Source organism: Deltaproteobacteria bacterium (genome assembly GCA_021737785.1).
In the GTDB taxonomy this organism is placed as follows: Bacteria; Desulfobacterota; DSM-4660; order Desulfatiglandales; family Desulfatiglandaceae; genus AUK324.
The window spans coordinates 72,798-96,992 of sequence record JAIPDI010000007.1 but is presented as its reverse complement, the minus strand read 5'-3'; the positions used below and the strand labels follow the sequence as shown (position 1 = coordinate 96,992).

The window sequence follows — 24,195 nt, the reverse complement described above, 5'->3', positions numbered from 1 at the left end:
TCGGCGCCACCCTCGAGCGGGGAGTTCAGTCGATGGTTTTGGCAGGAAACAGCCGCGGGCCGAATATTGAAGGCGGTTAAAGAAAGATGCCTGAAAAGTGAGGACCCATCCCTGAAAATGACCGGGGCCGTGTTCCTGATCCTATGGATCAGCGTTAAGAGAGGAAAATGGATTTATTTCAATACCACAAGGAGGAAAACCCTGACTGATGGAGCACCTCTTGAACATAAAAGAAGCGGCCCAGGTTCTGAATGTCTCCGAGATGAGCATAAGACGCTGGACCAATTCAGGAAAGCTGAACTGCTATCGGGTGGGTGGAAAGCGGGAGAGACGCTTTCACCTGCGTAACCTGGAGGAATTCCTTCACGATTCGGAGAATCATTCATTGAAGCCCCTGGGCATTGGAGGTCACAAGGTGCCGGACGGTTCCCACATGACTCATTTTTACTCAGGGAAATGCGAAGCGTTTGCGGTGTCCATACCTTACCTGCTTGAGGGGGCTAAACATGGAGAGAGTTTGCTTGTTGTCATGCCTCCCGACAGGAGCAGCGAACTCCTGGATGACATGAAACAACAAGGGCATCCTGTCGGGGATTGGCTCAAGCGCGGACGGTTGAGTATCAGCGCCGGGATGGATTCGCCCGAGGAAATGATACAATACCTGGTAGGATTCGCAGTTAGAACCCAGAAATTCAGGATACTGGGCGACATGATATGGACCGTTCGAAAAGGCTGGGACCTGGCTGGTCTCAGGGTTCTGGAGCAAGCGCCCACCCTTATGCCGCCTATAGAAAACGGGCTCTTGCTCTGTCAGTACAGCCTGGAGGATTTCTCCGGCGCAGCCATCATGATGGCGGCCGAGACGCACCGGCAAACCATTTACAAGGGAATAATGCAAGAGAGCCCGTATTGTCTTGAAAAGACAGGCGCCATTGAATGACCCTTGTACGACAGGGGGTTCTTGGCCTTTTTGATCAGTTTTTCAAAGCAAGCACCAAAATGAAAAGCCGGAAATTCTCATTTTGCGATTGATGATGCCACATATCCCGTTCGTAGTGTCGCCGTCAGGCGATCTTTCAGGGCCTAACGGCCCCACTACGGAGCGTATCACTGCGAAAAGCAAAATGAGAATTGCTGGTAAGGAGCCGACAATGAATTTCCAGAAATCGATCATGCGAGGATTTCTATTTTATTCCCTTTTCTTTGGGCTTGTGGGCTTTGTAACGCCGGCCTGGTCGGACGTCAGAGTCGATAATACCCCCTATGCTGAATTGCTGGATAAATATGTGAAGAACGGGGTTGCGGACTACCAGGGGTTCAAGAATGAGGAGGGGAAGCTGGATCGATATCTCAAAATCCTGGAAGAGACCGACCCGAAAAAACTTCCTCGAAACGAACAATTCGCCTTTTACATCAACGCATACAATGCCTGGACCATCAAGCTGATCTTGAGCGCCTATCCTGACATAAAGTCGATCAAAGATCTGGGCAGCCTGTTCAAGAGCCCGTGGAAGAAGAAAATCGCCCGTATCGACGGAGATGTCATGACCCTGGACAACATTGAACACGACATTCTCCGGCCCCGTTTCAAGGACCCCCGGATTCATTTTGCGGTGAACTGCGCATCCAAGGGCTGTCCGCCGTTGCGGTCGGAACCTTATCGGGGAGATAGGCTGGACAGGCAACTCACCCAAATGACGGAAGCTTTTATCAACACTCCGAAATACAACCGAATTCAAAAAAACACGCTTTATGTGAGCAGCATATTTAAATGGTATTCAGAAGATTTCAACGATGACATTGTCGGGTTTTTCAGGCAATATGCCCAAGGGAAACTAAGGGAAGAAATAAAGCAGCACGAAGGGAAAATCAACGTCAGATATCTTGATTACGACTGGTCTCTCAACGGAAAATGACCCCGGAGACAAGGAGAAACACCGTGGCGGCGTATGACTATGACATCGGCATTATCGGCGCGGGGGCGGCAGGCTTGACCGTGGCCTCCGGTGCGGCCCAGTTGGGCGCCAAAACCCTTCTGATCGAGAAGGAAAAGGAATTGGGCGGAGACTGTCTTCACTTCGGATGTGTTCCCAGCAAGACCCTGATCCGGACGGCTCAGGCCTATCACACCATAAAAAACGCCCAGGATTTTGGACTCCCGGCAGTAGAGGTGCCCCCGGTGGACTTCGTCAAGGTGAAAGAGAGAATCCAGTCGGTGATCGCAGCCATTCAAAAGCATGACTCGGAAGAGCGATTCTGCAGCCTTGGCGCCAGGGTGGAATTTGGCGAACCGGGCTTCACCGACGAGCACAGTATCCGACTGAACGGGCAGAGCATCTCCGCAAAAAGCTGGGTCATTGCCAGCGGCTCGTCTCCGCAAATCCCTCCCATCGAGGGTTTGAACAAAACGCCCCACATTACCAACAAAGAAATTTTCTCCCTGGATCGTCTTCCAGCCTCCATGATCATACTGGGCGCCGGACCCATTGCCATCGAAATGGCCCAGTCGTTTTGCCGTCTCGGGACAAAGGTATCCGTGGTTCAGCGAAGCGGGCAGATCCTCAGCAAAGAGGACAGGGACATGGCCGATGAGGTCATGGGGGTCCTGGCCGCTGAGGGGGTTATTTTTCACCTGAATGTGGCGGTCCTTGACGTGGGGGATTCGGGCGGCGACAAGGAAGTCCGCATCCAAAACAAGGGAGGAGAGGTCAGCACGCTGAGAGCCGAACAGATTCTGGTCGCCATGGGACGCTCTCCCAATCTGGAGGGGCTTCACCTGGAAGCGATCGGCGTTGAGTTCGACCGCAAGGGCATCCAGGTGGACGCGCGGATGCGAACCACCCAGAAGCATACCTATGCCGCAGGCGATGTAACGGGGAAATTCCAATTCACCCATGCCGCGGGCCATGAAGGCGGCATTGTGGTGAGCAATGCGATCTTTCATCTTCCCCGAAAGGCCGATTACACGTTCCTGCCCTGGTGTACCTACACGGACCCGGAACTTGCCGGCATTGGAATGAATGAAAAGACGGCAAAAGACGCGGGAGTCGAATACACGGTATTTTCAGGGGCCTTCCGGGACAACGACAGGAGCCTTGCAGAAGGGAATAAGACAGGAAAGATCAAGATGCTTCTCGATGCAAATGAAAAACCGATCGGGGTTCAAATCCTGGGCCCTCACGCCGGCGAACTCCTGAACGAGTGGGTCGCTGTTCTGAACGGCAAGGTGAAGCTCTCCACCCTGGCCGCCGCGGTCCATCCCTACCCGACCCTCGGGGAAATCAACAAGCGGGTCGCAGGCGCCTACCTGTCTCCCAAAATCTTTTCCGATACGGTCAAGAAGGGACTCAAGTTCTTCTTTCACCTGAAGGGGAGGGCCTGTGGACTGCAAGCACGCCGCGAATAGTGGTTCAGCCTGAAATATTGCCAAGGCTCGGAAGTTCAAAGCAGAGGAAAAGGAGACTTCGATGAAAATTGCAATGATCGGACTTGGGCGGATGGGGATGAATATGGCGAGGCGGCTTCTACAAGGCGGCCACGAGGTACTGGCCTACAACCGGACGCCTCAGAAGACCGAGGAGATTGCACGGGAAGGGGCGACCCCGGCCTATGCCTTGCCTGAGATCGCTCTGAAACTCACGGCGCCACGGGTGGTTTGGATCATGCTTCCAGCGGGATCTCCCGTGGATGAGCACCTCGATCAGCTAAAGGACATTCTTTCGCCCGGAGACATGGTGGTCGACGGCGGGAACAGCTGGTTCAAGGATGGTATCCGGCGGGCAAAAACCCTGGCGGAAAAGGAGGTACGTTTCATGGACGCGGGCGTCAGCGGCGGCATCTGGGGCCTGAAAATCGGCTATTGTCTGATGATCGGCGGGACACGGGAGACTTATGAATTCCTGGAACCCATATTCAAATCCCTGGCGCCGAAAGAGGGGTATCTCTACTGCGGCCCGGCAGGTGCAGGCCATTTCGTGAAAATGGTCCATAACGGCATCGAATACGGCTTGATGCAGGCGTATGCAGAAGGCTTCCAGATCCTGGAGGCATCGCCCTACGCCGAGACACTCCACTACGCCGAGGTGGCCCACCTGTGGAATCAGGGGAGCGTGGTGCGCTCATGGCTGCTGGAACTGGCAGAGGCCGCGTTTAAAAAGGATGCAAAACTGACCGGTATCCGTGGGGTTGTGGACGACTCCGGGGAGGGTCGCTGGACCGTGGATCAGGCCATTGAAGCGGGTGTTTCAGCCCCGGTCATTACCCTGTCTTTGATGAACCGGTTTCGTTCAAGGGATGAAAATCCTTTTGCAGACAGGGTGCTGGCCGCGCTCAGAAGAGAGTTCGGCGGTCATGCCGTGGTGGCATCGAAAAAGAAATAGGACGAGCCGGGTTCCTGCTCAAAGTGGAATATCTCTTCTATGATTGTGCCTTGAATCATTGAGCGAAACCTGCAAAAGGGGTAAATGATGAGCGATTCGATGAAAAGAGATAACGGGGTTTTCGAAGCTAAGATCGAGGGGATCGCAGAGGATGTAAGGCTTCCCAAAGATCAGTGCCTCCTTGACGGGGTGCTCGAACCTTGCACCCTGGTCATCATTGGGGCTTCGGGGGACTTGACTGCCAGAAAACTACTGCCCTCGCTTTTCAACCTTTATGTAAATGAGGGGCTCCCCGCCCCGTTTCTGATCGTGGGGTGCGGCCGGTCAAAAATGGGGGATGATGAATTTCGGGAGCGTATGAAGAAGTCCCTATCAAGAAGAGGCGGGCTGGATCAGAAGAAGTGGGAGGCCTTTGCCGCCTTGTTATCCTATCACCCCATCGAATATGATGACCCCTCCAGCTATGCCCATCTGACCGAATCCCTCCGTGAAATGGAAAGAAAATACCAAATCGGGGGAAACCGGATTTTCTACCTCGCCATTCCTCCGACCCTCTACGAGACAACGGCCCGGATGCTGGGGCAGGCCTCTCTTTCAGAAGAGGACAATGCGCGAGGGACATGGGCAAGGATCGTGGTGGAGAAACCCTTCGGTCACGATCTCGAGACCGCGCGCAAGCTGGATGCCGTTCTTCATCAGCATTTTCAGGAACACCAGATTTTCAGGATCGATCACTACCTGGCCAAGGAAACGGTCCAGAACATCCTCCTGTTCCGATTTGCCAATGCCATTTTCGAACCGATCTGGAACAGACGGTACATCGATCATGTGCGCATCATGGCAGCAGAGGCCCTGGGTGTGGAGCACCGGGCGGGGTATTATGAAAACGCCGGTGTGCTGCGGGATATGTTTCAGAATCATATGATGCAGCTTCTGGCGCTTTGTGCCATGGAGCCGCCTTCCCTTTTCGAGCCTGACAGGGTCCGTGACGAAAAGGTGAAGCTTCACCGCTCCCTGCGGCCTTTTCCTGTGGATCGCCTGGAGGACTATCTCGTTCTCGGGCAATATGGCGAGGGGACCATAAAGGGCAAGGCGGTTCCCGCTTATCGTGCAGAGCCGGGTGTGAGAGCGGATTCCCTCTCCCCGACTTTCGCCATGATGAAACTTTTCGTGGACAACTGGCGCTGGCAGGGGGTGCCCTTTTATCTCTGCTCCGGCAAGCGGTTGGCTGAAAAGCGGACCGAGATCCTGATTCAGTTCAAAGAGGTTCCCCACGCCATGTTCCGCCATAGTATCGGGCCGCAGATCGCGGGCAATCGCTTGACCCTGGGCATCTACCCTCAAGACAGAATAACTCTTACATTTCACACCAAAAACCCGGGGGCGAAGGTTTGTTTGCGGTCCGTGAAAATGGACTTCCACTATGATCAACCGGGTGAGGGTCCGGTTTTGGATGCCTATGAAAAGGTGCTGCTCGATGTGATGGCAGGAGATCATATGCTCTTCTGGCGGCAGGATGGGGTGGAGGTTTGCTGGTCCTTTCTGACCCCTGTCCTGGAGGGATGTGAGACATGCGGCAACCGTGCGCAGATGCTTTTGCCCTACAGAGCAGGAAGCTGGGGTCCCGATGCAGCCTGGAAGCTTCTGAAAAGGGAATGGTAGGTGCATATTTCTGAGTTCAGGTGGAGATGAGAAATAAGGTGGATGAAATAACCAGCAAAACACCCGCAAAAAATAAAAGGGGCGCCGTTCTCAAGGCGCTTGTCTTCGCAGCCTTCATCGTTGCGGCCGTTTATGTGGTGAGGTTCACACCGGTAAAAGAGTTTCTCACCGCGGAAGCACTTGGCCGGTTTCTGGATAGTGCGGGCATATGGGCGCCCATTGCCTACATGGCCGTCTATGCCGTCGGCGTATGCCTGTTTATGCCCGGCACCCTTCTCACCGGGTTGGGGGCCGCGATCTTCGGACCCTATTGGGGCTTTCTGTATGTGTGGGTCGGGGCCATGTTGGGCGCGAGCGGGGCCTTTGTCATCGGCCGGACCCTGGGGAGGGAGTTTGCCGCGTCTCTCATCGGAGACCGGTTGAAGAAATATGATGATGCCATCGAGCGAAACGGCTTTGCAACCGTGCTCTACCTTCGCCTCGTTTATTTCCCCTTCACCCCCATGAATTTCGGCATGGGGCTGACCAAGGTGCGGTTCTGGGACTATTTTTTCGGCACGGGCCTGGGCATTATCGTGGGGACCTTCATCTTCACGTTCTTCATCGGCACGATAAAAGAGGTATGGGCCTCGGGAAACTGGGGGGAACTCATCTCTTTCAAGGTGTTTTTCTCCGTCGCCCTGTTCATCTTCTCTTTCTTCATCCCGAAGATTATTAAAAAGATCAGGGGACAGGATACAACCGGCAAAGGATCTCCGTCATGAGGCTGTTGCCGGGAACCTGAGAAAACAGTGGGGATCGGTTTAAACCGATGACAGAGATAAAAACAACCACCGTGCTGGCCGGTGACACCGGGGGAAAGAAACCCATTTGGCCGTATTCAGCTCCGAGGTTCGGCAGGGAAGCTCGGGGCGGAAAAATAAAAGCCTGAATAACTCCGGGCAGAACAAACAAAGGAGGGAAAGATGACAAAGCTTAACGCATTGATGGCAAGCATTGCAGAGAAGCGGGATCGCCTCATATCCGGATCAACGAGAATGGTTTCTCTTTTGGGTCCTTATCAGTCTGATGTGGATCATGCACTTGAGGAAATGCGGGATAAACAGATCATGAACCGCATCTGGGATCATGATTATACGATATGGGGAGATGACCCTGATGAAATTGCCAACCGGCTTGGCTGGCTTCACAGTCCGGAAACAATGGCTGACGCCGTATCGAATATTGAGGCCTTTGTGGAGGAGGTGCGGGCCGAAGGGTATGATCGGGCGCTCCTTTTGGGCATGGGCGGCTCCAGTCTGGCGCCGGAGGTGTATCGCCGGGTTTTCGGGGTCAAAAACGGATATCTCGATCTGTCCGTTCTGGACAGTACGGACCCCGGCGCAATCCTGACCAGATGGGACGCACTCGACCCTGCCAAAACCCTTTTCATCGTCTCCACCAAGTCGGGCGGGACAGTGGAAACCATGTCCTTCATGAAATATTTCTATACCCGGACGGTGAAAGCCTTGGGTGTTAAAGAAGGGAAAAGGCATTTTACCGCCATCACCGATCCTGGAAGCGGCTTGGCGTCTGCTGCAAGAGACCTGGGCTTTCGGAAGATTTTTCTCAATGACCCGAATATCGGCGGCCGCTATTCGGCCCTTTCCTACTTCGGATTGGTCCCCGCAGCATTGATCGGCCTGGATCTTCACCTGCTTCTGAAGAGGGCCGATACCATGGCCTGCAATTCCGAGGGCTGCAACTGCCCGGTGGGTGGTGATAATCTTGCCGCAAGGCTGGGAGCAGTCCTGGGGACCCTTGCAAATGCAGGCAGGGACAAGCTTACGCTGGTGACTTCACCGGCCGTCTCCGCGTTCGGCCCCTGGGTGGAGCAGCTCATCGCGGAGAGTACCGGGAAGCAGGGCAAGGGCATCCTGCCCGTTGAGGGTGAAACCCCGGGCCCACCTGCCGTCTATGCCCGGGATCGCCTCTTCGTTTACCTGAGACTCGAAGGAGACGATGCCCTTGATGAGTGGATGAAGACCGTGTCGGATTCGGGGCATCCCGTCCTGGAGCTGAATCTCGACGATCTTTATGACCTTGGGGGCCAGTTCTTCCTCTGGGAAATGGCGACCGCCGTGACCGGGAAGTTCCTGGGGATCAATCCCTTTGACCAACCCAACGTGGAGTCCGCGAAGATTCTGGCCCGCAAGATGGTGGACGCCTTCAAAAACGAGGGGAGACTTCCGGAGCCCCAGGCGACGCTCACGATCGACGGGATAACGGTTTATACTGAAAAGGGCGCGGGCAGCCTCGAGGATGCCATCAGGGCATTCATGTCAACGGCCGACCCTGGAAAGGAAGAAGCTGCAGGCCGGAGTTATATCGCCATCCAGGCCTACCTGGCGCCTTCAGCGGAAACGACCGCGGATCTTCAGGAATTCCGTACGAGACTTCAGCTGTCTTATCGCATGGCCACGACCGTGGGATACGGCCCCCGCTTTCTTCACTCTACCGGGCAGCTTCATAAGGGGGACGCTGGAAACGGTATGTTTTTTCAGATCACGGCGGATACGGTGGAAGATGTTTCCATACCCGATCAGGCGGGTGAGGCGGCGTCGTCCATCACTTTCGGTATTCTGAAAACGGCCCAGGCCTTAGGCGACCGTCAGGCCCTGCTGGATGCCGGGCGTCCTGTAATTCGTTTCCATCTGGGGAAAGATATCGCGGCAGGCTTGATGCGGCTGGTGGGGGCAGTGGCATGATGAAGGCGGTCATCTTCCATCTGGACGGCACCCCGGTGCAGAGGGAAATCCTTTAGGCCATGGAGAGAAAATGAAAAATGGGATGGGAAATTTCACCACGGGTCGGCGACATACTGGATAAGGCTCGGGAATTTGCAGGAATCAGCAGGGATGACGCCCATTTTCTGCTGAGTCTTGATGTCGAATCCAAGGAGAGCTATGCGGTCATGGAGACGGCGAACCGGCTTTCCAGAAAACAGTTTAAGGGAAAAGGAGAGAACCATCTCCATATCGGGGTGAATGTGGCGCCCTGTCCCTTCAACTGCACCTTCTGCTCGCTCACGGCAAAGGCCGGGATTTTCAAAGAGAGCGTGAATTTCTCTGAGGAAAAAATCCTTTGCTGGGCCAGAATGGGGGAAGCCCAATCCGCAGATGGCCTGAACATTATGACCACCGGTACCTTCTCTTTTGAGAGGCTGCTGGAGATCGGAAGTCTCCTTAAAAAAGTAGTCTCGGTTCCCCTGGTGGCCAATACCCGCGACATCACCCACCGGGAAGGAGAGAGGCTCCTGGAAGCCGGTTTTGTCGGGGCCTATCATGCGGCCCGCCTGGGCGAAGGGATGGATACCCCCTTCAAAAGAGAGAAGCGCATCCAAACCATCCAGGTCCTCAATGACGTGGGCTTGCTGTGGATGAACTGCATAGAGCCGGTCGGACCGGAGCACCCTCTGGATGAGATCGTGGATCTCATGTTTCTGGCAAGGAAGCATCGGGCCGTGTACAGCGGGGTCATGCGGCGAATCAATTTCCCGGGCTCTCCCATGGAAGGGTTCGGCATGATCACGGAACGGGAGATGGCCCGGATGGTGGCGGTCAGTCGCCTCGTGATGGGGGATGTGCCCCGGGCCCACTGCACCCACGAGCCGCATTCGGCATCGCTGATGGCGGGGGCCAACCTCTTTTTCCCGGAGGTGGGCGCCAGTCCCAGGGACGGAATGGCCGACACAGGGGAAGGGAGGGGGAAGAGTCCCGCTGCCTGCCGGGAGATCTTCAAGGAGATGGGATGGGATCCGGACCTGCCGTCCAACTGTTTTCAGGGTGCGGCTTCCAGTTAACCGTTCATGATAACGGGGGTGGTCATGCCCGCACATAAGAAGTCCCTGTGAGAGCGGCATGTTGCCGCGACCGTCGAGGCTTAGCCTCTCTCACAGCACCCAACCTGGACAATATCTTCGTGGTAGGAATTCCATGTGTCAGTATCTTAAGACGGTTGCACAGACAATGCTGGCAGGACTGAAATCCGACCAGCCTGATGGAGGAAGAACTCATGTCTTGGCCAAAAAGATATTTCCGAGTAGTCCTCGGAGTGGCGGCCTGCATCCTGATGATCCTCACCGCCTCTTGGGCCGACGACATCCGGGTGGGGACCTGGAAGACGCCCCAGACCATACAGCCCTTCTTCTATGGGCGGTTTGTTCCCGAAAACCAGAAGGTGACGGTCTATTCCTTCACCAATCCGGCCGACCAGAAAACGGCCCTGCTGGCCGGGAGCCTCGACATGTGCGGTACTACCCTGGCCCATGCCATTCATTCGGCCTCAATGGGTCAACCCGTGGTGGTGGTGGCGGCCCTCTGCAACAAGTGCTCGGCCCTGGTGGTCAAAAAGGGAGGGCCGGTCAAGAAGATCGCCGACCTCAAAGGGAGGAAGATCGGCTATGTGCCGGGGACCATGCACGAGATCCTGTTGAGGGAAACCCTGAGCCGCCACGGACTTTCGCCCGATAGGGACGTTCACCTGATGCGGGTGGATTTCTTCGATATGGGGATGGCTTTGGCCCGGGGGGGCATCGATGCCTTTCTTTCCGGAGAGCCGTTTCCGACCCTGGCCGTGGACCAGGGGTACGGTGAAGTCCTCTCGTATCCGTACTACGACGAATCCATCGGCACCATCAATGCCGGGATGCTGGTCAGGCGGGACACGATCGAGAATCACGCGGAACGGGTTCAAACGCTGGTGAACGCCCACGCCCATGCGACAAAATACCTTCAGACCCATCCGGACGAATGGCTGAAGCGGGCCTCCTCATTCGGTGCCGAGCTTCGCGTTCTTAAGAAGGCCGCCCCCAACATGGAATTGGCTTGGCGAATGGATGCCGATTTTATAAAAAGGGCCCGTGCCCTGGGGCAACGGATGGAAGACCTGGGGGTCATCAGGAATCAACCCGATTACGATCTGCTTTTTGACCTCTCATTTGTGAACAAGGACGTGAAATGATGGGACCTGCCGAAAAGGGAACCGGCAGCAACACATGGTGGTTTCTGCCGTGGGCCATTCCATGCCTCCTCATCTCCCTCTGGTGGGCAGTGAGCGCTACAGGCGTGATGCCCGCCTATCTGCTGCCTCACCCCCTCGATATCGCTGAAACCGGTTATGGCTATGTCTTTGGAAGGCCGGAAGGAGGCCCTTATGCAGGCCGTTTCCTCTCGGATGCCGGAGCGAGCCTTTTGAGGGTCGGATGCGGGTTTTCGCTCGCCGTGGGGGTGGGTCTCCCCCTGGGGATTCTTTCCGGTCGTTTGTGGTTCATCCGGAAGCTCTTGAGCACATCGGTGAATGGGCTCAGAGCGGTCCCTGGCATTACCTGGCTTCCGCTGGCCCTGGTATGGTTTGGCATCGGCATGAAAACAACGATTTTTCTGGTGGCCCTGGCCGCGTTTTTTCCTGTCTATTTGAATGCCGCAGCCGGGGCCGGACAGGTCAACCCGCTCCTGCTCCAGGCCGGCGCCATGATGGGGGTGAGAAGACTTCGCGGCACCTTTGCCATTCTCCTTCCGGGAGCAATGTCGCACCTGATGACAGGTCTTCGGCTGGGCCTGGGAATCTCCTGGGCCTATCTCGTCCTGGGAGAGCTGACCGGGGTCCCCAATGGCTTGGGGGCGGTCATTATGGATGCGCGCATGCTGGGCCGCATCGATATGATTGTCGTCGGAATCATTATCATCGCCGTTATCGGCCGGATGAGCGACCAACTCCTTCAGGCGGGGATGCGATGCTGCTTCAAGAGCGCCAGGAGGATGGGATGAGACCGAACCTAAGGGCCGTGCCCCTGCCGGATCAAAAACAGAAGGAGACGATTCTTCACATCAATCGCCTCTCCAGGGTCTTCCACATGAACAGCGGATATCTCCCGGTCCTGGATAAAATCAGTTTCAAGGCCCAACGCGGAGATCTGATCTGCATACTGGGAAGAAGCGGGTGCGGCAAGTCAACCCTGTTGAAGATCATCGCCGGCTTTCTCTCCCCGAGTTCCGGAAGGGTCGTGCTTAATGAAAAACCCGTTACCACGCCGGGTCCGGATCGCTGCGTGATCTTTCAGGAGGACGCCCTGTTCCCCTGGCTGACGGTATGGGAAAACATCGCCTTTGGGTTGAAAGGAAAACAGCGGGATAAAAAAGTCGGGGCGCAAGAGGTGGAGCGGTTCCTGGCCCTTGTCGGGTTGAACGAATTCAGAAATTACCTTCCCAGGGAACTCTCCGGCGGCATGAAGCAGCGGGTGGCCCTCGCCAGGGTCCTCATCCTGCAACCGCAGGTCCTTCTCATGGACGAGCCGTTCGCCTCTCTGGACGCCCAGAGCCGGGAAGAAATGCAGAACCTTCTCCTGACGCTCTGGCAGAAACTGGCCCACACGATTCTTTTTGTGACCCATGACGTCAATGAAGCCGTGATTCTGGCGGATCGGATTCTACTTATGGGCAAGAACCCGGGGCGGGTCCGTCAAGAGATTCCAGTCGATTTGCCGAGACCCCGGGAAGGAGAAAGCAGCGCCTTCCTGAACGTCACCCGAAGGCTCAACCAGGCACTCAGGGGTTAGGTCGTCAGCGCAACCGGTACGACAGAATTGAAGGGGAAGGGCTTCTGGGAAGCGACGGGAGCGATGGATCACGTCTGATCATCGCTGCTTTTGGCGCCCCTTTTGCCGATGGCGTAGCTCCCGGTGGTGCCGATGAAGGGCAAGGCAAGGAGCCAGGGGAGGGTGAGGCGGGAAGGGTCGCGAAACTGATTCAGGCCGATGGTCATCTGTTCGTGACCCTTTCTGGGCTGGGACCGGTAGGTGCCGCACAGGCGGTCCCACCACGGGAGATTGAACCCGAAGTTGGTGTTGGTTTCATTCGGAAATACGGAATGATGGACCCGGTGCATATCCGGCGTGACCACCAGGAGCCGCAGCACCCGGTCGATACCCAGCGGGATAAAGAAATTACCGTGGTTGAACATGGCCGTCCCGTTGAGAAGGATCTCGAAGACGATGACGCCCACCGGAGGGGCCCCCAGCACTGTAATGGCGACCGCCTTGATTCCCAGGGAGATGATGATCTCGAGCGGGTGAAACCGGGTGCCGGTGGTAAGATCATAATCCAGGTCCGCGTGATGCATCATGTGGAGGCGCCACAGTACCGGGACCGCATGAAACATGACGTGCTGCATGTAGATGATGAAATCCAGGATGACGACCGTCAGCGCCACCTCCAGCCAGAAGGGCCATCGGATATAATTAAAGATGCCCCAGCCCTGATGTCCGATCCATACGGAGACCCCCACAGCGCCCGCAGGAACCAAGAGCCGCAACAGGAAGGTATTGATGAACACGATGCCGATGTTGCCGAACCATCGTGTCTTTTTGGACGTGGTCAGGACCCGGCGAGGGACCACACGCTCAACAAGGGCCACAGCCAGGAATATGCCGACGAAAAAGGCTATCCTTAAGCCCGCTTCATTTGTAGTCACGAATTCCGTCATGTTATCTTCTCCCAAATGAACCTTGTCCCTTATTCAGAGAATTTCCCCCGGTTCATACAGGGCCGCATCGGCATGGCGTTGAATCAGGGATTCGGCCCTGGATCGGACCTGCTGGATCTGCACCCTGGCGTTTCCCACAAAATGCCCGGTCTCCTTTAAGATGGCCTTGAGATGGGCCTCGGTGATGCCGGCCTCCCTGAATACTTCATCCTCGGCCAGTCTCCGGGAAAGCCGGGGGGGTGTCCCCTCCTGACGCATGGTCATGGCCTCTGCCACGGCGTGCCGCTTGATGGCCTCATGGGCCGTCTCCCTCCCCACCCCTGCCTGGACCGCGGTCATGAGGATCTCGGTGCTGGCCAGGAAGGGGAGATACCGATCCACCTCCTTCTGTATGACAACCGGATAGACCCCCATGTTGCAGAGGACCGTGAGCGTGGTTTCACACAGCCCGTCCGAGGCGTATAGGGCGTCGGGCATCACGATCCGCCGCACCACCGAACAGGAAACATCCCCCTCTTCCCACTGGTCCCCGGCCAGCCGGGAGGCGCCGTCCGCATACATCTTGATCAGGGTGGAGAACCCGCAGATCCGCTCCGAACTCCGTGTGTTCATTTTGTGGGGCATGGCGCTCGACCCGACCTGCCCCTCCTTGAAGCCCTCGGTCACCAGCTCATACCCGGACATGAGCCGCATCCCCTTGGCAAAGGTCTCGCAGGCCGTTCCCATGAATGCCAGATGGGACAGAAGGGCATAATCCAATGATCGTGGGTAGACCTGCCCGGGGCTGTCGAGGACCTTCTGAAAACCGAGACTCTCGGCCACCTGGTTTTCGAGCATCCGGACCTTTTCAGGGGTCCCGAGGAGGGTGAGCATGTCAAACTGGGTGCCCACCGGACCTTTGATCCCCCGAAGGGGATAGCCATTTAAAAAAGTCTCAAAATTCAGAAGATGGACCATGAGTTCTTCAGCCCACATGGCAAACCGCCTCCCCAGGAGGGTGGGTTGCGCGGCCTGATGATGGGTCCGGGCCGTAAGGACAATATCCTGATATTCCGACGCCCGATCCATCAGGTGTTTCAGGACCGACACATAGCGGCCCAGGATGATCCGGGAGGCCTTTTTGAACTGCATCTGTTCCACATTGTCGGTGAGGTCCCGGCTGGTCATGCCCTTGTGAATCTGTTCGGACATACCCGCGGCCTTGACAAAGGCCTCTATCCTGGCCTTGACATCGTGCTTGGTCTCCAATTCCCGCTGTTTGATGAAATCCAGGTCGATGCGGGGTTTGGCCGCCTCATACCCTTCGATCACATCGGCCGGAATCGAAATCCCCAGGCCTCTCTGGGCCTTCATCACGGCAATCCAGAGTTCCCGCTCGGCCAAAATTCTCCCCTCGTCGGAAAAGATTCGATTGATCTCAGGTCCGGCATAGCGCTGGGACAATACGTTGATATTTGACATTTCTCACCTCCGGACGGTCATTTTCATCTTTCAGCTGGATGTATAAGAGATTCGGGACCCTGACCCTGCTCAGCGGGAAACCTGGAACCTCCTAAGCCTTAAGCAGTTAACAACTAAATCTCGTGCAAAACGCACAAGAAGCATTCCCTTTGTTTTTCTTTTCGAGCCTTGCGCCTTTGTTTACCCCGCTTGCCTTGTGAAACCGGCTTTTTTGCATCTGTTTCACTGGGTAGTTTCGGCAAATGGTACTGGGGCGAGAGACTCTTCGGTTCCGGCTTGTCCAGGTTAGGGGTATTCGTGGATACTATATCTCGTTTCAATTTTTCGCAACTTCCTTTTGGGTGCCTCATTCCGGTTGTCATCGCCCGGCGTGACACGGCGCGTTTCGGATCTTCGTTTTCTCCAATCAGACCCTGACAAAATAGCTTGACCGTGTCTTGAGTCTTGTTCATTATGATTCTATGGAACGGCGCAAACGGAAATACCCAATCCACAGAAAATACTGAGGTCCAAGAGATGAAATCACTGATCCTGTCCGCATGCGTCCTGCTTTTTTTCCAGGGAGTTACCGGATGTGCCAAGGGGTTGCCGCAAGACCGGGGTTTCGGGCCGGAAACCTACGAAGTTACGATGGACATACAGGCAAACGGGTTCAACAGGACCTATCAGATCCGCATCCCGTCCGGTGGGCACGCCGAAAATCCGCTCCCCCTTGCTGTGGTGATTCACGGGGCCTTCGATACCGGGCTTGGCATGGAAAAATTCAGTGGCTTCAGCAAACTGGCGGATCGCGAGAATTTCATAGTCCTCTACCCGGACGGTATGGGCCTGTTCGGTTATCTGCAGCACTGGAATGCCGGTCACTGCTGCGGGAAGGCGGCCAAGGACAAGGTGGATGACGTTGGGTTTATCGCTGCGGCCATTGACGATGCCTGCCGGCGTTTGAATGTGGATCGAACCCGCATCTATATCCTCGGTTTTTCAAACGGGGGAATGATGGCCTACCGGTTCGCCGCTGAAAGGGCAGACATGCTGGCCGGGGCGGCCTTCCTGGCGGCCTCCTTAGGGGGCAAGGCATCGGAAGAAGAACCTGATTGGCGCATTCCGAATCCCCAAAAATCCCTTCCTGTACTGATCATGCACGGTCTGGAAGATCAGGATGTTCCATATAATGGCGGCATCAGCCCCCGCAGGGGCGGTCAGCGAACCTACTGGTCGGTCCCGGATTGTGTGGATTTCTGGGTAGATCATAACGGATGCAAGGGATCTCCCAATGAGAATCGGTTTCGCGAAGGCCGGGTGATTGTCAAATCATGGGACGACTGTGCTGACGGTGCGGCGGTCTCCGTCTGGCTGATCGAAGGCTGGGGCCATGACTGGCCGGGAATCCATTTCACCGGTAGTCTTCCCGACGATGAACCTCTGAAGGATTTTGACGCCGCGGAAATCCTCTGGGATTTCTTTGAAAATCACACTGCAACCCATGCCTCGTCCAATCCTTGAAACCCAGTTCAAGGTAAGCGGCCAGAGGGATTCCCTTTGACAACGACCGAATCAATTAGGTATGATTTTTCAAACAGTTACGATTGACCTTTTTCAGGAGGAAATGCCATGAAGAACTTGTTGGGTGTATGTTGCGCGTTGGCCCTTGGACTCATGATGATCGTCTGCGTAAACCCTGTTCATGCCGACAGCTCGGGACTGATCAGTCTGCTGACCAGCCGACTCGGTGTCACCGATGCGCAGGCCGAGGGCGGATCAGGCGCCATTCTGGGCCATGCCAAACAGAAGTTGAGTGCCGACGATTTTTCGAAGGTAACCGACGCCATGCCGGAGACGGAGTCTCTCATCGAGGCCGCGCCCGAGACAGAAGGAGGAGGGGGCCTGGCCGGGAAACTCGGCAGGGCCTCATCCCTGTTGGGCGGGAGTGAAAAAACCAGTTCGCTGGCCGGGGTGGCCGGTCTATCCGACAGCTTCTCCTCGCTTGGGCTCAATGCAGATATGATCGGGCAGTTCACCCCCATTATCCTGGAATACGCGAAGAGCAAAGGGGGCGATGTGGTAATGTCCCTCCTCAAGGGGGCCTTGCAGTAGCCCCTTGGGAGAACTCTGTCTTGCCCGGGAAAGCCAGGCTTCCATTCATGAAGGCATGTCTCATGCGTATATGGGAGCGCCGGCTTCTTGTGCCCCTGGTCATAATTGCCGTCGGCACTCTGCAATATAAGACGCTGCCTGTTCCGAGTTTCTGAATTTTTCGAAACAGGAGAGGCCCTCGCTATGCTGGCCCAAGTTCATATGGCTCAGACCCAGGCAGATCCATAACTGCTCGTTTTCCGGGAAATGCCGTACCCCCTCGGAGAGGATGCGGATGGATTCGTGGAATTCCCTCTCCTTTTGCCGGATGATCCCCAGACCCAGATAGGCCCTGTCATTGGGGGCGTAACTCAAGGATCGTTCATACAGTTTTGCGGCGGTTTCATCTTTGTTTGGGATGGCCTCTATCCCGGCATAATCACCGTGACTGAAGGTCATCCCGAGCCGCGACAGAAAATCGGCATGCAGCCCGGAAAATCCTTCCTCGTCCACCAGGTCGATGGCATCCACAAAGGAGGGGAGGCTGCTGTAGAACTCTGCCCTCAGCTTCCTCCCGAAGGCAAGGATCAATTCCTGATTGAGACAGGGGTCTGTCTCGAAATACATGATATCTTCAACCTGCCTGAGCCAGATATCGTCTTTAACGCCTGTTCGCTTTACAAAATCCGCATAAAGGGCGGTTCCTGGAAAAATATCAAGTATATAAAAAATAACGCCGAGGGGCTTGATCGTATGAATCAGGTCGATGGTTTCCTGAATGGTGTCCCACGTCTCTCCCGGGCAGCCATAGATGAAATAGGCCCGGGGAAGGATGCCCCACCGAGTCGTCAACGAGAAGGCCTTTTGGATCTGGTCGGTCCGGATATTTTTCTGCAGCAGGTCTCTTATTTTCTCTGAACCGCTTTCGACCCCGTAACTGATCTGGGTGCACCCGGCCCGTCGCATCCAGGAGAGGACCTCTTCATCCACATAATTGACGTGGGAGATGGCGGCCCACGAGATCCGAAGATCCCTTTCGAGTATCCCCTTGCAGATTGCTATCACATTGTCCTTCTTAAGCATGAAGGTGTCGTCCGAAAAATAGAAAAAACCAACCCCCTTCTGATGCAGATGCTCCAACTGATCGACAAAATACCGGGGGGAGTGGAACTTGACCTTGCGACCCCAGATTCGGGGTGATCCGCAGAAGGTGCAGTTGCCCGGACACCCCCGGGTAGTACTCACATGCTGATAGATGAAGTGGTTTGCAGGATCCGGCAATTGATCGAGATCCCGAATGGGGATCGGCGCTTTGGTGTTGACAACCCCTCCCTTTTTTCTCAAGGCAATTCCCGGAATCTTTTCAATTGCCCGTGAATCCTTCTTTTCGATCGACTGTATCAGGTTAAGGAACGCATATTCGCCTTCTCCCAGGACACAGAAGTCGATCTCTTTGAAATTTTTTAGGAAGTGCTCCCACAACAAGGTGGGACCGACGCCCCCGAATACAACCCTGACCGACGGATCCACCGCCTTGGCGATCCGCGCGATCTCGATGGCCCCCCACCGATTGGCATGCAAAACAGAAATGCCGATCACGTCCGGGGCCTTTGCGGCCAGGGTTTCCCGGATACGCTCCGGCGTCCGGTTGATCTGGTGCCAGTTCAGGATCTCGCAGTCATAATGGTTTTCCCTTAGGACCGCAGCCACATAATAGAGTCCGATGGGGGGAACCCTTACATCGTCCTCATGGATCCGCTCTTCAAGGCAATAAGGGTATATAAGAAGTATTTTCAATTTTATTATCCGACCTTCAGATCCTGGGAAGAAGGAATAAGAAAAAGAATGCACGCTCTATTGAATCCCGGCGCCAGGCGGTTAAACCCCATTCAAGCTCCACCGGGATTCTGAAATATTTCCTATACGAAGCAGAGCCGCTTGTCAAAGCCGTTTTCCGCAATATGGATTTTGGAGTGTTCAAATTGACTGAATGTCAGTAAAGATGGTAATCAATGACTGCTGACGCAATCCCGCTCCGGGGCGCATGTTGTCCATCGCTCTCCCGGACCACGTTGGAGGAGATTTACCATGAACGATCTCAAGACAGCCGCTGTCTGCATGCACGCCAATCCCGGAGACATTGCCGGAAACCTCGACAGAATAGAGTCCATGACCCAAGAGGCATCCGCCAACGGCGCCGATTTCGTCTGTTTCCCTGAGTTGTCGGTAACCGGCTATATCCAGACCTCTCCCTCCCGGATATATGGGCTCCGGGAGATGGAAAAAATAGTGGATCGGCTGGTCCGGACAGCGAAGAAGACAGAAATCGTTCTCATCGCCGGACTCATTGAGGTCACGGATGAAGGGAACCCTTATATCGCCCAGATAATCGCAGGCCCTGACGGCCTGATCGGGACCTACCGGAAGACGCATCTGGGCCCCACGGAGACGGCCGTCTATTGTCCTGGGGAAAAGATCGAGGTATTCAAGGTCGGAAAGACCACGTTCGGCGTGCAGCTCTGCTATGAAGCCCACTTCCCGGAGATCAGCACCCGGATGGCCCTCATGGGGGCGGATATTGTCCTCATCCCCCACGCCTCCCCGAGGGGGGCGCCCGAGGAAAAACTGCAAAGCTGGATGAGACACCTGCCGGCCAGGGCATTTGACAACGGGCTCTATGTGATCGCCTGCAACCAGGTGGGGTCCTTCGAAAACGGCCTTACCTTTCCAGGGGTTGCCGTGGTCTTGGGGCCGGACGGCCGGGTATTAACGCAGTATGTGGGCATGAAAGAACACATCCTCTATGCTGAACTCAAAGATGAGATCCTCCAGGATCTGAGAACCCACCGAATGAAATATTTCCTTCCGGAAAGAAGGCCGTCGCTGTATGAGAAGACATCCGTCAACGGGGATCAGTGATGGGTGAAAAAGCTCTGCATGACTCTCATGAAGGTCTCCCCTTTCCAGGCCGTGGCCGGTTTGGTCTTTTCATCGGTCAGGATGGTCGAAGGGAGGAATGGGAGAAAATCCGAGATCCCGGGAATGACCACCCGAACCACCGGGAACTCCAGGACCGGATGGGTGTGTTTCAGGACGATGCAGTCGGTCCCGAACCCCCTGACGATCTCTTTGAGCGCCTCGATCTCCTCCAGAATGTCTTTCTTCCGCCACGGACGGAAGCCCGTCATCTTCCCCTCATCTAAAAAGGAGATATCGGTCGGCGAGACCCCGCATCGCATCAGGGTATAGTAGTCTTTGACCTGGGACCTGGGGACCACCGGCCTGTCAAACTGGGGCCGTGAAGTAAGAAGGGACTTCTTCCCCTGCATCCCTTCGGTGAAGCAGCGGGTGAGGGCCTCCTCCAGGGTGAAGGAGGCGCCTGCGATCAGGGATCTGTGTTCCAGCCGGTCCGGGGGGAGGTTCCGGTTGGTATAGAATACCCCGATGACCGGCAGCATGCCGTCAAAAGAAAGGTCCTTCAGGGTAACGCCGACATTGAATCGGGCATAAAACGCGATCATCCGGTGGATTAGATCGAGGTCTATTGTGCCAGTGTCGATGGACGGGACGATCGTCTCCGGTTTAACGATGTTGATCTGGGCATATCGCTCCAGGATTTCGCAGCTTGCCTGGATCATGGCCTCTTCGATGGTGTTGCCGGCGGCCATCCCGTTGGAACCGTGGATGTAGGCCACGAATTTGACCGGGACCTTGACGGTCTCTTCCCGGAGCAGGGAATAGCCGTCGACCCAGTGTCGCGCCATCTCGCAGTCCTTGATTTCGGTCAAGTGCGCGCTGCTGAGATGGCATTCCCTTCGGAGCAGCTCCTCGACGGTCACGGCCCTGTCCAATTCTGTCTGGTGAGCCCTGACATACCCCTCCATCCATTCGTAATTCAAAAAACGGACGGTATCGGGGCCGTAGATCCCCGGCAGATGAAATCGGACCTGTTCTTCAAACACCGGATAATATAGGCCGGCGCTCATCCGTTCCGCCAACTCTGCATATGCGCTTGCTTCAGCCAGTCTGTGGGAGATGCCTTTTCCCTCGCACACGATCTGGAGCGAATCGATCCAGATTCTTCCCCAGAAGAGCAAATCCGAAACCCTGACTCCGGCATATTCGGGCGCAAGTCCCAGGCGGTCGAACCCCTGCTGGATTCGGCGCACAGTATTATCCGGGGTATCGCATTTATTATATTCGTTCCGGATGTGGTTTTGAAACTTCATCGAGTTGACCCCTCCAAGGATATGAATGCCGCAAAATCATTCCAATTCCCCAATGTATATTTAGGAATTTCCACAATCGTTTGTATAAAACGACTGAAAAAGATAGTCAAATAGGGCGCAACCCTCCTGCCTGGATCGATTATCTGCCAGGCAAAAAAGGAGCGCTTGAAACGGCTTGACATCAAAGGAATCCGAATGTATATCCATAGCAAATGGATAGGTATTTGAAAAACATTATCTTTAGCGCGGGTAGAGAGGAGGGAATTAAGTAAATGGCAGATTACTGTATCAATCTCTTTTTGGATCCGGAACAGCAGAAAAAGATGGAAGAACTTGGCCTAGGCGAACATATTCAGGAAATCGATGGCAAAAAGGCCGTCCAGGTGGCTATGAGCCAGAAAGACCAGAAGAAGCTTCAGAAAGCCTTTCCTGATCTTACATTTGATTCATCCAACGCATGTGTGCTTCCGGAACAGGCCCAGATCACCCTTGCAGACATTATTTTTAATCTGAAGAGCCTGGACGTCATGAAGTTCGCCATTACCAAGCTCTATAATCCACTAGCAGGAAAGGCGCTTAGAAGCAAGACCGGCTAAAGGGATTCCCATCCCTGAAACTTAGACCATTCCAGGTTGGTGTGGAAAAGGCGCAACAGACACTCTCATTGAGACATCTCTTGCGCCTTTTTTCGGCGGGGAAATAATCCTGTTCGTTATGGAATCAGACGCAACCCGTGGGTTTTGGCAGGCCGGCCATCTTACAGGCACCCTTGCCCGGTCCAGAGGGAAATAACTCGTAGATGTATTTCAGCTTGTATCCGGTGACCTTGGAGAGGATTCTCACCATGGGGGCGATCCCATTCTTCTTGTAATAGTCCTGAAGAACATCGACCACCTTCTTGTGCTCGTCGGTCAGTTCCTCAATACCTTCCGTCGTCTTCACATAGCGCATCCATGCCTCATTCCAGTTGTTGAAATCGTCAATGAAGCCGTCTTCATCAACACTGTAGGTATTCCCCTCAAACTCTACTGTTGGCATAACCCAAAACCTCCCTTTCTTGATTAAGATGTCGTATCGTGTACCATCTTCTGAGATCCCTGTCAATCCTTTAGACGTAAGTTTATGATTATAATTCCCAATTATTGTGTTGTCAAATATTCTTTTCCCACTTTTAAAAATTTATCCGATTTTTTGTGCGAAAGGGCGGCCCCAAAAAGCCCTTTCGCCCAACTCCGATTGCCCGCCGCATGCACATGGGTGTAGGTTGCCAGGATATTCTTTCTGCAAATGCCGTCTCTCAGGCCGTCAATCCCCCGGCCTCGGTTCACCTTAAAGGCGAATTTCAGGCCCTTTTCTCCAGTAAACACAGGCCGGGAGTAGTGGAATTCATGGCCTCTTAACTCGTCGCCCACATTATAATACAGGTTGGGGCCGGCTACTCTCAGCACCGTGTATCCGTGGCCCTGAGGCCTTTTTTGAAGAATGAATTCCACCGGGAGCGCTCCAACCATTGGGTAAGACCGGTTACCCACTAAAAGCCGCTCTCCTAAATACATGAACCCTCCGCACTCCGCATAAACCGGAAGTCCCTTTTCGATTTCCGCTTTCAGGCTCATTCTGAAACCTCGATTATCCGCAAGACCTTGTGCCTGGGTCTCAGGGAATCCCCCCCCGATATACAGGGCATCCAACTGCGGCAGTTCCGGTGAGGATATGGCATCCACCTCCACCATCACGGCCCCCATGCGCTCAAGCTGCTCCAGGTTTTCCGGATAGTAGAACCAGAATGCCCGGTCTCTGATGAACCCAATTCGTGGAGATAGATCACTGGCCGCCGCCTTTGTTCTTGGTGCCAACTGTGACGTCGCGATTTCATGATCCCCGGACCGGTGCGCAATCTCCCAGATCTGATCTAACCGGAGATGATCTTGAACGATCTTCCTGGCCCATGAAACAGCCTTTTCGGCCTGAGCCCGCTCCTGAAGGGGGACAAGACCCATGTGTCGCTCAGGGAAAAAATGTTCCTTCAACTTAGGGACAGAACCGACCACAGGCACCCCACAGTACTTTTCAATGGCTGCAGTGATCAACATCTCCTGCCGTTGCCCCGCAACCCTGTTCAAAATAGCCCCTGCGATATGCACGCCCGGGTCGAAGGTCTGGCACCCCTTGACAACGGCTGCCATGGTGCGGGTTGACATGGACACATCCAGAATAATCAGGACCGGCGCACAAAGGAGCTTGGCCAGACCTGCCGTACTGGATGAGCCATCTAAATCGAGTCCGTCGTATAGCCCCCTGTTCCCTTCGATCAAGGAGAGGTCCGAATCGTCTGAGCGGAAGAGAAAAGATGCCATTATCTGCTCTTCATTCATCAAGAAAGGATCCAGATTAAAACACGGCCGGTCCGCAGCAAAGGCGAGCCAACCGGCATCAATAAAATCCGGCCCCTTTTTAAAGGGAGCGATCCTGAGGCCTCTTTCCCGCCATGCGGCAACAAGACCCAGAGACAGGATGGTCTTCCCGGACCCTCCCTTTAACGCGGCAATAATGACTCGAGGGTGCATTATTAACAAAAATCCCCTGTTTTTTACCTTATGATTTCTCTGACAGGCAACCAGAGGCCCGCCAGAAGCGTCAGATTAGGATCACGGTCGCGCAGGATTGTCAACAAAAAAAGTTATGGATTGCGTCGGCTTTTTTTTATTGACATCCTATTCCCCCTTTGATTATAAATCAAACCTTAACTATTTGAAAAACTAACTAATTAAAATTTTCACATATAAGCGTGGAATCTGCTCTGTTTCGCATTGGCAGATCCGGACAAAATTGAGGGAAATGGTTTTAGGGAATTTTTGCAGAGGGTGTGA

The 24,195-nt window shown here is 54.8% G+C and carries 21 protein-coding genes; 15 read left to right on the top strand and 6 right to left on the bottom strand.

Features of this window, described 5'->3' with window-relative positions:
* Positions 1-208: 208 nt before the first annotated feature.
* The 11 genes from K9N21_05755 (at position 209) to K9N21_05705 (ending at position 12,636) form a co-directional block, all read left to right on the top strand.
* Positions 209-940, top strand: a complete 732-nt coding sequence (locus K9N21_05755) for an MEDS domain-containing protein (GenBank protein ID MCF8143408.1) — start codon at positions 209-211, stop codon at positions 938-940.
* A gap of 211 nt (positions 941-1,151) precedes the next feature.
* The gene (locus K9N21_05750) at positions 1,152-1,916 is read left to right on the top strand and encodes a DUF547 domain-containing protein (GenBank protein ID MCF8143407.1); all 765 of its coding nucleotides are present in this window, start codon (positions 1,152-1,154) and stop codon (positions 1,914-1,916) included.
* A 23-nt stretch (positions 1,917-1,939) separates the two neighbouring features.
* Positions 1,940-3,406 (top strand): FAD-dependent oxidoreductase, encoded by a 1,467-nt coding sequence (locus tag K9N21_05745; GenBank protein MCF8143406.1) that lies wholly within the window; start codon positions 1,940-1,942, stop codon positions 3,404-3,406.
* A 61-nt stretch (positions 3,407-3,467) separates the two neighbouring features.
* Entirely contained in the window at positions 3,468-4,379 is a 912-nt protein-coding gene (gene gnd, locus K9N21_05740) for a decarboxylating 6-phosphogluconate dehydrogenase (protein ID MCF8143405.1), read from the top strand.
* Positions 4,380-4,478: 99 nt separating this feature from the next.
* Positions 4,479-6,041, top strand: a complete 1,563-nt coding sequence (gene zwf / locus K9N21_05735) for a glucose-6-phosphate dehydrogenase (GenBank protein MCF8143404.1) — start codon at positions 4,479-4,481, stop codon at positions 6,039-6,041.
* A gap of 26 nt (positions 6,042-6,067) precedes the next feature.
* Positions 6,068-6,805, top strand: coding sequence for a TVP38/TMEM64 family protein (locus K9N21_05730; GenBank protein MCF8143403.1), 738 nt, complete (start codon positions 6,068-6,070; stop codon positions 6,803-6,805).
* A 273-nt stretch (positions 6,806-7,078) separates the two neighbouring features.
* A complete protein-coding gene (locus tag K9N21_05725) occupies positions 7,079-8,788 on the top strand; it encodes a glucose-6-phosphate isomerase (protein ID MCF8143402.1) in 1,710 nt (569 codons plus the stop codon).
* Between the two features lie 77 nt (positions 8,789-8,865).
* Positions 8,866-9,882: a radical SAM protein gene (locus tag K9N21_05720; GenBank protein ID MCF8143401.1), complete on the top strand. Its 1,017-nt coding sequence runs from the start codon at positions 8,866-8,868 to the stop codon at positions 9,880-9,882.
* Between the two features lie 269 nt (positions 9,883-10,151).
* Positions 10,152-11,042 carry an ABC transporter substrate-binding protein gene (locus K9N21_05715; GenBank protein MCF8143400.1) on the top strand — a complete coding sequence of 297 codons (891 nt, stop codon included), beginning with the start codon at positions 10,152-10,154 and terminating at the stop codon, positions 11,040-11,042.
* Complete coding sequence (locus K9N21_05710) at positions 11,042-11,848, top strand: ABC transporter permease (GenBank protein ID MCF8143399.1); 807 nt, start codon at positions 11,042-11,044, stop codon at positions 11,846-11,848. The genes K9N21_05715 and K9N21_05710 overlap by 1 nt, the downstream gene beginning before the upstream one ends.
* Positions 11,845-12,636, top strand: a complete 792-nt coding sequence (locus K9N21_05705) for an ABC transporter ATP-binding protein (protein MCF8143398.1) — start codon at positions 11,845-11,847, stop codon at positions 12,634-12,636. Before K9N21_05710 ends, K9N21_05705 begins: the two co-directional genes overlap by 4 nt.
* A gap of 68 nt (positions 12,637-12,704) precedes the next feature.
* On the opposite strand, the gene K9N21_05700 is transcribed toward K9N21_05705, so the two are convergent.
* Together K9N21_05700 and purB are read right to left on the bottom strand one after the other, a co-directional pair.
* Positions 12,705-13,562, bottom strand: coding sequence for a sterol desaturase family protein (locus K9N21_05700; protein ID MCF8143397.1), 858 nt, complete (start codon positions 13,560-13,562; stop codon positions 12,705-12,707).
* Between the two features lie 33 nt (positions 13,563-13,595).
* On the bottom strand, positions 13,596-15,023 hold the full coding sequence (gene purB / locus K9N21_05695) for an adenylosuccinate lyase (protein MCF8143396.1): 1,428 nt from the start codon (positions 15,021-15,023) through the stop codon (positions 13,596-13,598).
* A gap of 516 nt (positions 15,024-15,539) precedes the next feature.
* On the opposite strand from purB, the gene K9N21_05690 reads away from it, so the two are divergent.
* Together K9N21_05690 and K9N21_05685 are read left to right on the top strand one after the other, a co-directional pair.
* The gene (locus K9N21_05690; GenBank protein MCF8143395.1) at positions 15,540-16,526 is read left to right on the top strand and encodes a prolyl oligopeptidase family serine peptidase; all 987 of its coding nucleotides are present in this window, start codon (positions 15,540-15,542) and stop codon (positions 16,524-16,526) included.
* Positions 16,527-16,682: 156 nt separating this feature from the next.
* The gene (locus K9N21_05685) at positions 16,683-17,117 is read left to right on the top strand and encodes a DUF2780 domain-containing protein (protein MCF8143394.1); all 435 of its coding nucleotides are present in this window, start codon (positions 16,683-16,685) and stop codon (positions 17,115-17,117) included.
* Between the two features lie 99 nt (positions 17,118-17,216).
* On the opposite strand, the gene K9N21_05680 is transcribed toward K9N21_05685, so the two are convergent.
* Positions 17,217-18,893 carry a radical SAM protein gene (locus K9N21_05680; protein MCF8143393.1) on the bottom strand — a complete coding sequence of 559 codons (1,677 nt, stop codon included), beginning with the start codon at positions 18,891-18,893 and terminating at the stop codon, positions 17,217-17,219.
* Positions 18,894-19,184: 291 nt separating this feature from the next.
* On the opposite strand from K9N21_05680, the gene K9N21_05675 reads away from it, so the two are divergent.
* Positions 19,185-20,015, top strand: a complete 831-nt coding sequence (locus K9N21_05675) for a nitrilase (protein MCF8143392.1) — start codon at positions 19,185-19,187, stop codon at positions 20,013-20,015.
* Here K9N21_05675 and K9N21_05670 read toward each other — a convergent pair.
* Positions 20,009-21,325 (bottom strand): YcaO-like family protein, encoded by a 1,317-nt coding sequence (locus K9N21_05670; protein ID MCF8143391.1) that lies wholly within the window; start codon positions 21,323-21,325, stop codon positions 20,009-20,011. The two genes, K9N21_05675 and K9N21_05670, sit on opposite strands and share 7 nt — an antisense overlap.
* A 272-nt stretch (positions 21,326-21,597) precedes the next feature.
* Between K9N21_05670 and K9N21_05665 the strand changes: the two genes are divergently transcribed.
* On the top strand, positions 21,598-21,921 hold the full coding sequence (locus K9N21_05665) for a hypothetical protein (protein ID MCF8143390.1): 324 nt from the start codon (positions 21,598-21,600) through the stop codon (positions 21,919-21,921).
* Positions 21,922-22,045: 124 nt separating this feature from the next.
* Here K9N21_05665 and K9N21_05660 read toward each other — a convergent pair whose 3' ends face one another.
* Complete coding sequence (locus K9N21_05660) at positions 22,046-22,363, bottom strand: TusE/DsrC/DsvC family sulfur relay protein (protein ID MCF8143389.1); 318 nt, start codon at positions 22,361-22,363, stop codon at positions 22,046-22,048.
* A 101-nt stretch (positions 22,364-22,464) separates the two neighbouring features.
* Entirely contained in the window at positions 22,465-23,892 is a 1,428-nt protein-coding gene (gene cobB, locus K9N21_05655) for a hydrogenobyrinic acid a,c-diamide synthase (glutamine-hydrolyzing) (GenBank protein ID MCF8143388.1), read from the bottom strand.
* Between the last annotated feature and the right edge of the window lie 303 nt (positions 23,893-24,195).

Excerpts from the sequence above, each read along its gene's own strand:
- K9N21_05725 (MCF8143402.1), top strand. The coding sequence starts at position 7,079 with ATGGTTTCTCTTTTGGGTCCTTATCAGTCTGATGTGGATCATGCACTT.
- K9N21_05705 (MCF8143398.1), top strand. The coding sequence starts at position 11,845 with ATGAGACCGAACCTAAGGGCCGTGCCCCTGCCGGATCAAAAACAGAAG.
- K9N21_05730 (MCF8143403.1), top strand. The coding sequence starts at position 6,068 with ATGAGAAATAAGGTGGATGAAATAACCAGCAAAACACCCGCAAAAAAT.
- K9N21_05715 (MCF8143400.1), top strand. The coding sequence starts at position 10,152 with ATGATCCTCACCGCCTCTTGGGCCGACGACATCCGGGTGGGGACCTGG.
- K9N21_05750 (MCF8143407.1), top strand. The coding sequence starts at position 1,152 with ATGAATTTCCAGAAATCGATCATGCGAGGATTTCTATTTTATTCCCTT.
- K9N21_05660 (MCF8143389.1), bottom strand. The coding sequence starts at position 22,363 with ATGCCAACAGTAGAGTTTGAGGGGAATACCTACAGTGTTGATGAAGAC.
- K9N21_05685 (MCF8143394.1), top strand. The coding sequence starts at position 16,683 with ATGATCGTCTGCGTAAACCCTGTTCATGCCGACAGCTCGGGACTGATC.
- K9N21_05670 (MCF8143391.1), bottom strand. The coding sequence starts at position 21,325 with ATGAAGTTTCAAAACCACATCCGGAACGAATATAATAAATGCGATACC.
- K9N21_05675 (MCF8143392.1), top strand. The coding sequence starts at position 19,185 with ATGAACGATCTCAAGACAGCCGCTGTCTGCATGCACGCCAATCCCGGA.
- K9N21_05720 (MCF8143401.1), top strand. The coding sequence starts at position 8,866 with ATGGGATGGGAAATTTCACCACGGGTCGGCGACATACTGGATAAGGCT.
- K9N21_05710 (MCF8143399.1), top strand. The coding sequence starts at position 11,042 with ATGGGACCTGCCGAAAAGGGAACCGGCAGCAACACATGGTGGTTTCTG.
- K9N21_05755 (MCF8143408.1), top strand. The coding sequence starts at position 209 with ATGGAGCACCTCTTGAACATAAAAGAAGCGGCCCAGGTTCTGAATGTC.
- K9N21_05700 (MCF8143397.1), bottom strand. The coding sequence starts at position 13,562 with ATGACGGAATTCGTGACTACAAATGAAGCGGGCTTAAGGATAGCCTTT.
- purB (MCF8143396.1), bottom strand. The coding sequence starts at position 15,023 with ATGTCAAATATCAACGTATTGTCCCAGCGCTATGCCGGACCTGAGATC.
- gnd (MCF8143405.1), top strand. The coding sequence starts at position 3,468 with ATGAAAATTGCAATGATCGGACTTGGGCGGATGGGGATGAATATGGCG.
- K9N21_05665 (MCF8143390.1), top strand. The coding sequence starts at position 21,598 with ATGGCAGATTACTGTATCAATCTCTTTTTGGATCCGGAACAGCAGAAA.
- K9N21_05690 (MCF8143395.1), top strand. The coding sequence starts at position 15,540 with ATGAAATCACTGATCCTGTCCGCATGCGTCCTGCTTTTTTTCCAGGGA.
- zwf (MCF8143404.1), top strand. The coding sequence starts at position 4,479 with ATGAAAAGAGATAACGGGGTTTTCGAAGCTAAGATCGAGGGGATCGCA.
- cobB (MCF8143388.1), bottom strand. The coding sequence starts at position 23,892 with ATGCACCCTCGAGTCATTATTGCCGCGTTAAAGGGAGGGTCCGGGAAG.